General features: G+C 51.3%; 10 protein-coding genes. 2 read left to right on the top strand and 8 right to left on the bottom strand.

All coding sequences use genetic code 11. The features are described from left to right. Positions 1–56: 56 nt before the first annotated feature. The 6 genes from Q394_RS0110775 to Q394_RS0110750 form a co-directional block, all read right to left on the bottom strand. Positions 57–1,829 carry a SulP family inorganic anion transporter gene (locus tag Q394_RS0110775; RefSeq protein WP_028489303.1) on the bottom strand — a complete coding sequence of 591 codons (1,773 nt, stop codon included), beginning with the start codon at positions 1,827–1,829 and terminating at the stop codon, positions 57–59. Between the two features lie 163 nt (positions 1,830–1,992). Then, positions 1,993–3,831, bottom strand: coding sequence for a glutamine--fructose-6-phosphate transaminase (isomerizing) (gene glmS, locus Q394_RS0110770; RefSeq protein WP_028489302.1), 1,839 nt, complete (start codon positions 3,829–3,831; stop codon positions 1,993–1,995). Beyond that, a complete protein-coding gene (glmU, locus tag Q394_RS0110765) occupies positions 3,831–5,210 on the bottom strand; it encodes a bifunctional UDP-N-acetylglucosamine diphosphorylase/glucosamine-1-phosphate N-acetyltransferase GlmU (protein ID WP_028489301.1) in 1,380 nt (459 codons plus the stop codon). The genes glmS and glmU overlap by 1 nt, the downstream gene beginning before the upstream one ends. Positions 5,211–5,268: 58 nt before the next feature. Further along, positions 5,269–5,961 (bottom strand): acireductone synthase, encoded by a 693-nt coding sequence (mtnC, locus tag Q394_RS0110760; protein ID WP_028489300.1) that lies wholly within the window; start codon positions 5,959–5,961, stop codon positions 5,269–5,271. Then, positions 5,961–6,503: a 1,2-dihydroxy-3-keto-5-methylthiopentene dioxygenase gene (locus Q394_RS0110755; protein ID WP_028489299.1), complete on the bottom strand. Its 543-nt coding sequence runs from the start codon at positions 6,501–6,503 to the stop codon at positions 5,961–5,963. Before Q394_RS0110755 ends, mtnC begins: the two co-directional genes overlap by 1 nt. Positions 6,504–6,509: 6 nt before the next feature. Further along, complete coding sequence (locus Q394_RS0110750) at positions 6,510–7,121, bottom strand: methylthioribulose 1-phosphate dehydratase (protein WP_028489298.1); 612 nt, start codon at positions 7,119–7,121, stop codon at positions 6,510–6,512. A gap of 168 nt (positions 7,122–7,289) precedes the next feature. On the opposite strand from Q394_RS0110750, the gene Q394_RS19880 reads away from it, so the two are divergent. Further along, positions 7,290–7,742 (top strand): hypothetical protein, encoded by a 453-nt coding sequence (locus tag Q394_RS19880; RefSeq protein ID WP_051543271.1) that lies wholly within the window; start codon positions 7,290–7,292, stop codon positions 7,740–7,742. A 60-nt stretch (positions 7,743–7,802) separates the two neighbouring features. On the opposite strand, the gene Q394_RS0110740 is transcribed toward Q394_RS19880, so the two are convergent. Then, positions 7,803–9,095 carry a ribonucleotide-diphosphate reductase subunit beta gene (locus Q394_RS0110740; protein ID WP_028489297.1) on the bottom strand — a complete coding sequence of 431 codons (1,293 nt, stop codon included), beginning with the start codon at positions 9,093–9,095 and terminating at the stop codon, positions 7,803–7,805. A gap of 54 nt (positions 9,096–9,149) precedes the next feature. Beyond that, positions 9,150–13,115, bottom strand: coding sequence for a ribonucleoside-diphosphate reductase subunit alpha (locus tag Q394_RS21470; protein WP_084260428.1), 3,966 nt, complete (start codon positions 13,113–13,115; stop codon positions 9,150–9,152). 232 nt (positions 13,116–13,347) lie between these two features. On the opposite strand from Q394_RS21470, the gene Q394_RS22410 reads away from it, so the two are divergent. Then, a partial coding sequence (locus tag Q394_RS22410) for an EF-hand domain-containing protein (RefSeq protein ID WP_211248802.1) occupies positions 13,348–13,856 on the top strand: 509 nt, incomplete at its 3' end.

Genomic DNA, 13,856 nt, shown 5'->3' with positions numbered 1-13,856 from the left:
CCCATTCAAGATCGCACCCAAAAGAAAGGCCACTATTGTGGCCTTTCAAGGATACATTACTTTATTTCAGCGGGGATATAGTGCAAGAAAGGTTCCACATCAATCGCATCACCAAACTGCTCCTTCGCATGATTGATCGCATACTTACGCTCGCGGAAAAAACGTTCCTCACCGATATGTTTAGCCAAACCAGAACGCTGGAATGCCTCATACACCCGCAACTTTGTACGGGCAATGTAAAAATCAATCCCTGCAAACTTAAGACGATCAGCCAATTTCTCCAGCATCTCTTCTCCCGTAGAATCCACTTGCCCCACGGATTCCATATCCAACACCAACACTTTCAAACCTGGTTTTTTCGCCACATTGTTCAGTAACTTTCCCTCGAAATAGCCCGTGTTGGCGAAATACAAATCACCATCAAAACGGTAAACGGAGACGCTATCACTGGTTTTTAAGCCATGCGCTTCCGCGTCACGCATCGAACCATCTTCATGACGGGCAACTTCCACCAAATTAGGGCTCATCGTGCGATACAGAAACAAGCCAAGTGACAGTACCACGCCCAGTAAAATTCCTTTATCCAAATGTGGCGCAAAAACCATCGTGGCCAAAAATGTCACGACAGCAACCACACCATCATGCGGCTCCACTTTCCATGCATGTTTAACAGGTGCAATTTTAATCAAATTAATGACGGCCATAATAATCACTGCCGCCAATGTCGCCTGTGGCAAGTGGTAGAGCAAGGGTGTCAGGAACAACAACGTCACCGCCACCAACAAACCTGTCACCACAGAAGAAAAGCCTGTGATAGCGCCCGATGCAAAGTTCACTGCCGAACGCGAGAAGGAGCCAGACACCGCATAACCACCGAACACACCAGAGGTAATATTACCCAAGCCTTGCCCCACCAACTCCTGATTGGCAGACAAGCGCTGCCGGGTCTGGGATGCCATCGCCTTGGCAATGGAAATAGCCTCCACAAACCCGATCAAGCCAATAATGGCAGCAGTAGTTGCCAATGAACTCAAGGTTTTAAAATCAAGGCTAACATTGGGAATGGCAAACGAAGGCAACCCTTCTGGAATCTCCCCAATAACACTCCCTCCCATCGCCTGAAAACCGACCGCCCACGACATCAAGGTGGTAATGAACACTGTAATCAGCACCCCCGGCAAGCGCGGCGCGTACTTTTTCAGGACAATCAGGGTAATTAAAGCAAATGCCCCAATCGCGAACGTAGTGATTTTGGTACTCCCCAATGCAGTCAGGGTTGCCCACAAAAACTCGTAATGGTGTTCAAACTGGTCGGCTTTCACATTCAGGCCAAAAATCTTGGGTAACTGTGACGTGCCAATAATTAATGCCCCAGCATTGGTAAAACCCACCACAACCGGATGCGACAAGAAATCGACCAAGACACCCATGCGTAACAAGCCCAGCGAAAGCTGAAATACCCCAATCATCAGGGCAAGCATCGCCGAATAAGCAACCACCGTTTCAGGGCCAAGGGCAGCAAATGGCTGCATCGCAGCAGCAGACATCAAGGACACAATCGCCACTGGCCCCGTTCCTAGCTGGCGCGAAGAACCAAAAATAGCGGCAACCATCACTGGCAAGAAAGACGCGTACAACCCAACATATGCTGGCAAACCCGCCAACTGTGCATAAGCCATCGACTGAGGAATCAAAACCAGTGCTACCGTCAAACCAGCAATAGCGTCTGCTTTTAAGACATCGGGAGTTTTTAACTCACCAATCCATTCTTTATATGGCGTGAAACGATCTTTCCAATCACTCAAAAGTGACACTAGCCAGCTACCCATGTTGGTATTTACCTCTACCTAAAGACCATATGTATTATCTAAAAAATAAACCAGCGGCAAAACCGCTGGCTATATTAGTATATAAGATCATACTGAATCTTGTGAAAGACTGATAGTGAAGAAGTTCAATACTACCGGATTATTAGGCTAGTGTTTCTCAATACTATTCGACCGTCACAGATTTCGCCAGATTACGCGGCTTGTCCACATCCGTCCCTTTCAGAACGGCAACATGGTAAGACAGCAATTGCAGCGGGATGGTGTAAACAATCGGTGCCAGCAATTCAGGCACATGCGGCATTTCCAGCACATGTAAGTTATCAGCCGCAATAATGTGCGCGTCACGGTCAGCAAATACATACAACTCACCACCCCGCGAACGCACTTCTTCCAGATTGGATTTTAGTTTTTCCAACAAGGCTGTATTAGGAGCTACTGTGACAATCGGCATCTCGCTGTCGACCAACGCGAGTGGGCCATGCTTAAGCTCACCCGCCGGATAAGCTTCTGCGTGAATGTAGGAAATTTCCTTGAGCTTGAGCGCCCCTTCCATCGCGATCGGGTACATTTCCCCACGCCCTAAAAACAGCGCGTGATTTTTCTCGATGAAATGTTCAGCCAGTGCTTCAATTTTCGGGTGCAAATCCAATGCTTGCTCAATCAGCGCGGGGAGTTTGCGTAAATCTGCAACGATTTGTGCGATCTTGGCTTTATCCCCACCCTTGGCCTGCATCAACAATACCATCAGCAACTGCAAAGCAACCAACTGGGTAGTAAATGCCTTGGTAGAAGCCACGCCGATTTCCGGCCCTGCCATCGTCATCAGCGACATATCGGATTCGCGAGTCAGTGAGCTTTCCGCCACATTGCAAATCGTCAGTGTTGCCAAACAGCCTTGGCTTTCCTTGATTTTTTCCAGCGCCGCCAAGGTATCAGCGGTTTCGCCCGACTGGGAAATAGTCACCAGCAGCATGTTCTTGCGCGGTGGCTGGCGGCGGTAGCGGTATTCGCTGGCGACTTCCACATTGCACGGAATATCGGTGTTGGCTTCAATCCAGTAGCGCCCCACCAAGCCAGCGTGGTAACTGGTACCGCAAGCAATGATTTGGATTTCATCGACTTGTGCCAAACGTTCCAGCGCATCCGCCGCACCGACCAAAGCGGGTAATACATGGTCGCTGCCCAAACGGTTTTCCAGCGTGCCCACCACTGATTGTGGCTGCTCGAAAATTTCCTTGAGCATGAAATGGCGGTATTCGCCCAAATCAGCCGAACACATCGATGCATTCGATTCGCGTACTGGGCGCACCACGCGCTCGCCATTCAGGTCGAAAATGTCGATTTTGTTGCGGCTCAGCTTGGCAACGTCACCGTTTTCCAGATAGATGAAACGGCTAGTCACTGGCAGTAAGGCTTGAATATCAGAACCAATGAAGTTTTCACCAATCCCTAAGCCCAATACCAGCGGACTGCCTTGACGCGCCACAATCAGCGTATCCGGCTCATCCGGGGAAATGACCGCCAAGGCATACGCGCCGTGCAATTCACACCGCGCTGCCATGACCGCATCCAACATACTCACACCCTGACGGCGGAAAATATCGATCAGATGCGCTACCACTTCGGTATCGGTATCGGAAGTAAAATGGTAGCCGTCATCCTGCAAACGCTTACGCAGTTCGACATGATTTTCAATGATGCCGTTATGCACCAAACCGACCCACTCACCACTGAAATGCGGGTGGGCATTGCGTTCCGCTGGAACCCCGTGGGTCGCCCAACGGGTGTGGGCAATACCCACTTTACCATCAATGGGTTCGACATCGAGACGTTCCATCAATGCAGCTACCTTACCGACAGCACGGCTCCGCACCAATGCGCCGGTATCTTGTATGACAGCAACCCCTGCGGAATCATACCCCCGGTATTCCAGACGACGCAGACCTTCTAATAAAATTTCCACAACCGGACGTTGAGCAATAGCTCCGACAATACCACACATTATTTTTTCTCCTTCACTGGACGCTGCCAGCCTTTCAAGGTCATTTGTTTTGCGCGGGACAGGGTAAGTTCCCCAGCCGGTGCTGCTTTAGTAATGGTTGAACCTGCACCAATGGTAGCGCCTTCACCAATGCTGACGGGGGCAACCAGTTGCGTGCAAGAACCCACGAACACGCCATCGCCGATGACGGTTTTGTGCTTGTTCGCACCATCGTAATTACAAGTAATCGTGCCTGCCCCAATATTCACATTCGCGCCCATAGTGGTGTCGCCAATGTAACTGAGGTGGTTAACCTTGCTACCCTTACCGATATGGGCTTTTTTGGTTTCGACGAAATTGCCGATTTTGGCATTATCTTCCAGCACCGTACCGGGGCGCAGGCGGGCAAACGGGCCAATATCGCAGTTGGCAGCAATAACGGCTGACTCAATCACTGAATGTGATTTGATGTGGGTATTGTCGCCAATTTCTGCATCCTGAATCACGCAACCGGCTTCCACCGTCACGCCATTGCCGAACTTGACCTTGCCGATCAGCACCACGTTCACATCCAGAAAGACATCCTGCCCGGTTTCGACCGTGCCACGAATATCCAAGCGTGCCGGGTCGGCAACCGTCACGCCCTCCAACATCAGTTTTTCCACCTGACGTTGCTGGCAAGCCCGCTCCAGCCGTGCCAACTGCACGCGGTTATTGGCACCTTCCACCTCCACTGGGTCAGGGCACAACACGGTGTTGACGCTACCGCCTTCTGCCACCGCCAAACCGACGCAATCGGTCAGGTAATATTCGCCTTGCGCATTCTGCGGGGTCAGTTGTTGCAACCAGCGCTTCATGTCACGCCCGCGTGCGGCGATAAAGCCCGTATTGACTTCGCGAATAAGGCGCTGTGCATCACTGGCATCCTTTTCCTCGACAATCGCTTGCACCTGCCCTTCAGCATTACGCACAATCCGTCCGTAGCCTTTGGGGTCTGCCAGTTCCGTGGTCAGGATGCATAAGGCATGATCTTGCAAACCATCCGCCAAGCCTTGCAGGGTAACAGAGCGGATCAGCGGCACATCACCATACGCCACCAGCACCACGTCATCCGCATCGACTAAGTGAATCGCCTGACTCACCGCATGACCGGTGCCTTTTTGCTGGGCTTGCAGCGCCCAATTCAGGTTTTCACCTGCAATACGCTCGCGCACCAATTCGCCGCCATGCCCGTATACAATCGCCATATGACAAGCCGCATCGCAGCTTTGCAACACCGCACACGCATCGACAACATGTTGCAGCATGGGTCTGCCCGCGATGGGGTGAAGCACTTTTGGTAAGGAAGAACGCATCCGAGTGCCTTGACCCGCTGCGAGGATGATCGGAAAGATATTCATGGGGGATTTGCCCGTCATTAAATTATTGTCGTAAATAATAGTCAAATCTGATAATTTTCTAAGTGATACTTATCACATCAAGTTCATCAAAGTTTTTTACCCACGGGTGATGCACATGATCCGTGGGCTGATTTTCTCGCACCAAGCAACAGGTTTTCATCCCTGTTTGTGCCGCTGCATCCAGCTCTTCCGCTATATCGGACAGGAATAAAATCTCATCTGCGGGTAAACCAATGGCCTCAATAATATGGCGGTAAGCAACCACATCACGCTTATGACCCACCGCCGTATCGAAATAACCACTGAATAGCGCTGTTAAATCACCGGCGTCAGAATAACCGAACAAGAGCTTTTGCGCATACACCGAACCGGACGAATAGACATATAATTTCAAACCAAGCTCATGCCAATGCAATAAATGGCGCACCGCATCCTCATACACATGCCCGGTAAAGTCACCGTTGCGATAACCCTCCTCCCACATCAAGCCCTGAATCGCCTTCAGCGGTGTAACCTTTTTGTCTTCCACAATCCACTGGCGCAACTGGGCGATGGCATCAGCCAGCGACAATACTGCATTGCCGGTTTCCAGCCGCACATCGTCGATCAGGCTGACAACCGCAGGGTCTTGACGGTGCGCTACCACGAAGTCCTGCATGTGCTGGTCGGCGTAAGGAAATAACACATCCTTGACGAAGGACAAGCTGGTGGTCGTACCTTCAATATCGGTGAGGATTGCCTTAATCATCATCAGTTCTCCAGACGCGGGAAACGCCCGGCAATGTCATTGCCCGTAAAATTCGCCACCCAGCCTTCCGGGTTGGTGAACAAACGAATAGCCTTGAAACGCGGGTTTTCCCCCATGTCAAACCAATGGGTCGTGCCTGCAGGCACACTGATCAAATCACCCTTTTCACACAACACGGTATACACCTTGTCACCGATATGCAGGTAAAACAGCCCTTGTCCGTCCACAAAAAAACGCACTTCGTATTCGGTATGGGTATGTTCGTTCAGGAATTTCTGGCGTAATGCCGCTTTATCGGGGTGATCCGGGTGCAAACTGATGACATCCACACTCTGGAAACCGTTTTCCACCATTAAACGCTCAATGTCGGCACGATAAGCTGCGATTACCTCATCCTGCGTCGCCGCATCCGCCAGTGGAGCCGCCGCCGCCCAACGCTCGAAACGCACGCCCTGCGCCTGCAATAACGCACTAATCGTTTTATAATCAGCATACGTTTCAGCCTGTTGCGGGTTGTTGTCCGCATAAATGTTCAATTCACTCATTGCATCTCACCTATCCAGCAACAATTGCCGGTAAACACATTCAAACAGGAATTCCAGGGCTTCAATATGCCGTAGGGTATCCGCCACCGTCGTCCCCCAAGTATATAGACCATGCCCACGAATCAAATAAGCCACCGTTTGCGGATGCGCATCCAGATAAGCATTAACCTCTGCCGCCAACGCTGGAATATCCTGACTATTGGGAAAAATCGGAATCATCAAACGACTCTCATGCGTTTCCACACCGGGGAAGGCTTTCTGCACCTCATACCCTGCAAGCACCACCTCTTCCAGACGCATCGACAGCACGGTAGCATTAACAGAATGCGTATGCAGCACACAACCAATAGCCGGATCACGCCGGTACATCACTGTATGTAAACCCGTTTCTGCGGAAGGGCGCTTACCCGTTTCCAACGACACGCCCTGCAAATCGGCTCGCAAAAACCCGTTGTCATCCAACCTGCCCTTATGCTGGCCAGAACTGGTAATCAGCATATCTTCAGCCCCCAACCGCGCCGAGAAATTACTACTGGTGGCTGGAACCCAGCCTCTGACATGGAAAAACTGCCCCGCTGCGATCAACTCGCCACGCAAGCGCGATAAGGTGTCAGACATAACATCACTCATGGCATGAAACGGCATATTTTCGCAGCATTCCCCCCATTTGTCAGATGATTTACGAAAAGTTCCCCAAAATACAACAAAGCTCTTTACATTAGAGAATGCTAATATTAGAATAATCTCACATCGAACTTACACATAAATCTGCTAGGAAACTTAACAATGAAATTACAAGCTATTATCTTCTCTGCTCTGATCGCTATGTCTGGCGCTGCTTCTGCTGAATTCTTCAATGGCTTCGACAACGGCGCTGCAACAGCTAACGGCACTAGCAATGGCACTGGTTCTACTGCTGCTAACGGCACTGGCTACGGCAACGGCGCTTCTGATGTTAACGGTTTCGGTCGTGGCAAAGGCGATGCAGACGGCGAAGTTGAATTTGCTGTTACCTTCAAAGGTAAAGGCAAAACCAATATGAATACCGACATGGCTGCTAAAGGCAAAGGTAACGGTGATTGGTACGGCGCTGGCAATGGTTACGGCTACGGCGATGGCAACAGCAATGTTGCTGGTAACGGACAAACGGCTAAAGCAGGCTCTGCACCCATGATGGCTCCAGCAATGCCAATGGCTGCACCTACTGCGCCAGCAGCGGCTCCTACTGCTGCGAAGTAATCGCTGACAGACAAAGGCGGGAAGGGTATACCCTTCCCGCCGACAGTCACTCTCTCTATCTCAATCCCACTTCAATGCCCCACCGGTCTGATATTCCGTTACGCGGGTTTCAAAGAAATTCTTTTCCTTACGCATATTGGATTGCTCATCCAGCCACGGCAGTGCATTTTGCGCACCGGGGAACGGTTCTTCCATCCCTAACTGACGCGCCCGACGATTAGCAATGAAACGGAACTGTTCGTGATGATCCGTCTGGCTGTAACCCAGAATCGGCGTGGGTAGAATGTATTTGGAATAATTGATTTCCGCCGCTTCCGCCTCATCCCACATATCACGCACTGCTTGCGGGTCGAGCTTGACGTTTTCTTCCTGCATAATCTGGCGCACCACGCGGATACCGAACGAAGCGTGCATTACTTCATCGCGCATAATGTACTGGAATTGCTCACCCGTGCCCTTCATCATGCCGCGACGTTGCAGCGCAAAAATCGGTGAGAAACCGTTGTAGAACCAGCAACCTTCAAAAATCCCCGAAAAGAACGTGTAGGACATGACGAAATTGTGCAAGTCATCACGGTTTTTTAGGTCAATGTCGTGGCGCAAAGCGTCATTCAAGCGGCGATTGGCTAGTTGAATTTTCGCATTGATTTCCGGCACGACACGGTAGCGATTATAGATTTCCACTTGATCCAGCCCGATGGTTTCGATGCAATGCTGGTATGTCCAGGTATGCAGCGCTTCTTCATAGACTTGGCGGGCTTGGTAGATTTGCAATTCCGGTGCAGTCATTTTTTCCATGACAGCAAGGCCGATATTGCGCATCGCCAGAATGTCAGAAGTGGTCAGGTAGGCGAGGACGTTTTCGTACACATGACGTTCGGCGGGGCTGAGGTTGTGATGGTAGTCATGCACATCCTGCGCCATATTGATGTCGAGTGGCGTCCAGTGGTTTTTGTTGGCATTGAGGAAAAATTCCCATGCCCACGGGTATTTGAAAGGCGCGAGTTGGTTAATATCCCCACTGCCATTGATCACGCGCTTGTCATCGCTGCGGATCGGCTGTTGGGGTTTGAAAGGCTCTGTTGTGAGCGTGTGGCGGGTAGTGCCGTGTGTGCTGCGCATTGTAGCGGCTTCGACAATCTTGTCAGAAGCCGCACCTATTACCGCCGTTGCAAACGTCGCCGACTCCGCTGTCGGTTCAGTTGCACCTTGGGTTTTTGCGCTGCGCTCACTTGCATCTACCTCCACAGTAGCTTCATCAACAAAAGACTCATCAACCAATTTCAATGGTGGCTTGTGCCCATTTGTACGTGGCACGGAAGCCGCGAGGGGGTTATCCCAGTTCAATGTCATATTTTATCTCTCCTGAATGCTGAATGCCAACAAAACTAACCGCTACCCGTTTTATTACTGGCAAGCTTCACAGTCTGGATCAAGCAACGAACACGCCTTAGGCGCTTCCGAGCCTACCGATACCAGATTTGCTGCCCGCTTGATTCCCGCCACGCTATCCGCCGCCGAAGAATCATCCGAGCTGGTTTTTTCCGCGCCCGTAGCGCCCAGAGTACGCAGGTAATAAGTGGTTTTCAGCCCACGTACCCACGCCAGCTTGTAGAGGTTATCCAGCTTCGTACCATTTGGCTCTTTCATGTACAGGTTGAGCGATTGGCCTTGGTCGATCCATTTCTGGCGGCGGCTGGCGGCCTCAACCAACCAGCGGGCGTCGATTTCAAACGCGGTGGCATACTTAGCCTTGAGGGCATCGGGCACACGGTCGAGCGGTTGCAAGGAACCGTCGAAGTATTTGAGGTCGTTGATCATGACTTCATCCCACATATCCAGCGCTTTCAAATCTTGCACCAGATACGGGTTGATGACGGTAAATTCGCCCGACAGATTGGATTTAACAAACAGGTTTTGGTAAGTTGGTTCGATGGATTGCGACACGCCACAGATATTGGAAATAGTCGCGGTCGGGGCAATCGCCATCACGTTGGAATTGCGCATCCCTTGTGTTTTAACTTGATTGCGCAGTGTGTCCCAGTCCAGCGTTTGGGTGTGGTCGACGACGAAGTATTCGCCGCGCTCTTCGCCCAGCAGTTCCAGCGAGTCGATCGGCAGGATGCCTTTGCTCCACAACGAGCCGTTGTAGCTCGGGTATTTACCGCGTTCTGCCGCGAGATTACTGGATGCGCGGATGGCGAAATACGACACGGCCTCCATGCTTTGGTCGGCGAACTCCACCGCTTCAGTCGTCGCGTAGGCTAGGTTCATTTTATACAGTGCGTCTTGGAAGCCCATGATGCCCATGCCGACCGGACGGTGGCGCAGGTTGGATTTCCGCGCTTGTGGCACGCTGTAGTAGTTGTAGTCGATAACGTTATCCAGCATCCGCATCGCGGTAGTGACGGTGCGCTCCAGTTTCGCCACATCGAGCTTGCCGTCAGTAACGTGCGCGGTCAGATTGACCGAGCCAAGGTTGCATACGGCAATTTCAGTGTCATTGGTGTGCAGGGTAATTTCAGTACACAAGTTGGAACTGTGCACCACGCCAACATGCTGGTTGGTGTAGCGAATGTTGCACGGGTCTTTGAAGGTAATCCACGGATGTCCGGTTTCAAAGATCATCCCCAGCATCTTGCGCCACAGGGTCAGCGCCTTGACCTTGCGATGTAGCTTGATTTCGCCGCGTTCAGCTTTAGCTTCGTACTCATTGTAACGTGCTTCAAACGCCTTGCCGGTCAGGTCATGCAGGTCAGGCGCATCCTCTGGTGAAAATAGCGTCCAGTCACCCTCCTCCGCTACGCGCTTCATGAACAGGTCGGGAATCCAGTTCGCGGTATTCATGTCGTGGGTACGGCGACGTTCGTCGCCGGTGTTCTTGCGCAGTTCGAGGAAATCTTCGATGTCGATGTGCCAGGTTTCGAGGTAGGCACACACCGCACCCTTACGTTTGCCACCATTATGCGCCAGTGCTGAGGTGGTCATGTAAGACTCATCGCCTTCCACAATCAGGTCGAACACGAATGGTAAAGTCGGAATGGTATCCACACCACGCACACGACTGAACACACAACCGTTGTAAGTCAGCCAGTTGTGCTTTTCGATAGGCTGGCAATCAACCAATGCAGCGATTTCTGGAACGGCAGGGATACGCACATCGAATACTTTGGTGACACCGCTGAACGTAATTTCTGTGCCATCGGAACGAATTCCGGTATGGTCATTGTCACGTTCACGGTATTGCCCCGCAGTCGGTACGCCCAAACGCAAACACTGGTAACGCAAACCTTCAGCCAGTTGACGCGACGTATTGGTAAAATAAATTTCCTTGCCACGACTTACACCCCCATCAGTTTCCAGCAAACCTTGCAGCAATGCTAAAGCTTGTGGACGTGGCAAATGGCTGAATTGACGGGAAATACGTTTTTTGCCTTGCGCGTTGTAAATATCATCATAGGTAAAGGGCAGCGTGGCTGCACCCGCACCAACAATGCGCCCGTTAGTAGCATTACGCACTACACCGCGCCCGCTTGCCCAATGAATTTGCGCGTAAGTTTCACCACGCGCCGTTTCCCAGCAATGGATACCGCGTTCAGCCAGATAGTTACGCACAAAGTCGAGGTGGGAATCGTTTTGCGGATTACCGGAAACACCCCATTGCATACCGTCTTTGGACAAATGACCGTCACCCAACAAGATGCCGTACAAACGTGCGTCTTCAGCGCTGAAACCATCCACCATCACAGTTTCACTAGGAATCACTTGGGCGAGGTAGTCACCTTGCTGTAACTGCCCGGCTTCCACCCATTCCGGCTTGACCTTGCCTTTTTCCAACCAGTTGAGCGTGCGGCTATTGGCCTGCTCCAACGGCACACCACGGAGAGCGTAAAACGGATGCCCAGCCGTCACTTTCATCGACTCAATGGAATGCTTGACATTGACGGCCACCATCGCGTCATGTTGGTTGTAAACCATAGCCTGTTTGACTTCGCGGTAAGTGCCGCTAATCCCCAGCACCAAGTCACCCGCCTTCACGTCGCGAATTGCCTTAATACCATCTGCGGTATGAAGCTGTGTATCCGGTGCGAAACACTGATTGACCGCGACCGCCGTATCATTCGCCACTTTCAAAAACGGCACGACCCCTTGCGACTTGCCATTCGTGCCCTTGATATGCGCACCCATGCCGCGTACCCGTGACCAGTCATTACCCAAACCACCTGCGTATTTCGACAGCAAAGCATTATCTTTAATCGCGTCGTAAATCCCTTCCAGATTATCGCCAATCGTAGTCAGGTAGCACGAGGACAACTGCGGGCGCAACGTGCCAGAGTTGAACAGCGTCGGCGTACTGCTCATGAAGTCGAAGCTGGACAACAGGTTGTAAAACTCAATCGCCCGGTCTTCGCGCTCGACTTCGTTAATCGCCAAACCCATCGCCACGCGCATGAAGAACACCTGCGGCAACTCAAAACGCACACCATCATGATGCAGGAAATAGCGGTCATACAAGGTTTGCAAGCCAAGGTAAGTGAACTGCAAATCGCGTTCCGGTTTAATCGCCGCCCCCAGCTTCACCAGATCGTAACGCCCCAAATCATCCGCCAAACGCTCGACTTCCACCCCGATCTTGATGGTTTTTTTCAAAACTTCCGGGTAAAGCGCAATCATTTCATGTTGAGTCGCTTCAGTATGCTGACCTTCAAGGAAGCTCAACGCTTCACGGCGCAAGCTATCCATCAACATCCGCGCGGCGGCTTGAGAATAGTTTGGTTCGCGGTCAATCATCACGCGGGTACTGATCACCAGTGCCGTCGCGACTTCTTTTTCGGAAATGCCGTCGTACAGATTGCGCATGGTCGCGGTCATTACCTGTTCCGCGCTGACACCTTCCAAACCATCCACCGCTTCTGCAACGATTTTGCGCAAACGCTCTTCATCCAACGGTTTCAAATCGCCGGAAGCCATTTTGACATGGATAATATTCTCGGCTTTCTTGCCCTTTTTCTTATTCTTGGCATCTTTTTCAGCACGCAAACGGGCGCGTTCCGCACGGTATAACACATAACTCCGCGCTACTTTGTGTTCGCCCGCGCGCATCAGCGCAAGCTCCACTTGATCCTGAATGTCTTCGATATGCACCATGCCACCTTCCGGGGTGCGACGCAGCAAGGCATCCACTACCTGCTCAGCCAACTTACCAACGCTATCGTGGATGCGAGCAGATCCTGAAGCATTGCTGCCCTCTACATCTAAAAATGCCTTAGTCATGGCAACCTGTATTTTGCTGCCATCGAAGTCTGTTACCTGACCATTGCGGCGAATAACTTTACATTTTGACGTGATTTTGAAGGTGACGGCAGCTTGCATTAACAATCCTTAACTAATATCGGTTTATTTTGAGCAAACACTATAGGATGTGCCTTATAGGATGGTCAAGCACAAGATATGGTCGAAATACTCTCCATTTCTGCTTGCTTTTTGCGATGATTTTACAAAACAGTGACTTGCCTACATCCACTCGCGTCGTTTTTGCGTACAATCTTTCATGCCAGTTTTACTGAGCGTAAAACAACATTTTTATTCCACGGAGATTGAAATTATGAAAACAAGTACATCCATGAAACTCGCGTTAGGCACAACTTTGGTAACCGCTCTGACATTAGGTGCAACGGTCGCGACGGCTGAAACCCCGTTTGCCGCCAACACCCTAAGCAACGGCTACATGCAACTGGCAGAAAACAAAGCTGGCGGTGAAATGAAATGCGGCGCGGGCATGTGTGGTGCCAACATGAAGAAAGCTGACGGTGCAGCGGCAAGCGAAGAGATGCCTTGCCCGGCTGATGCCAACAAAGATGGTACTCTCACCAAAGAAGAGTTTATTGCTCACCATGAGACTATGTTCACTGAAGCTGATGCTGACAAAAATGGCACGCTAGATGCTGCTGAACGCAAAGCGATGCACAGCAAAATGGGCGAAGGCAAATGTGGCGGCAAAGAAGCCAAGTGCGGCGGTGCAAAAGCTGACGACGCCGCAGCTAAGCCAGCCGAGGCTGCTGTTCCTGCTACTGCTGTTCCTGCTGCTGCTGTTCCTGCTGCTGCTGTTCCTGC

It is taken from the genome of Thiothrix lacustris DSM 21227 (assembly GCF_000621325.1).
Classification (GTDB): Bacteria; Pseudomonadota; Gammaproteobacteria; order Thiotrichales; family Thiotrichaceae; genus Thiothrix; species Thiothrix lacustris.
This window is presented reverse-complemented; position numbering and strand designations above follow the sequence as displayed.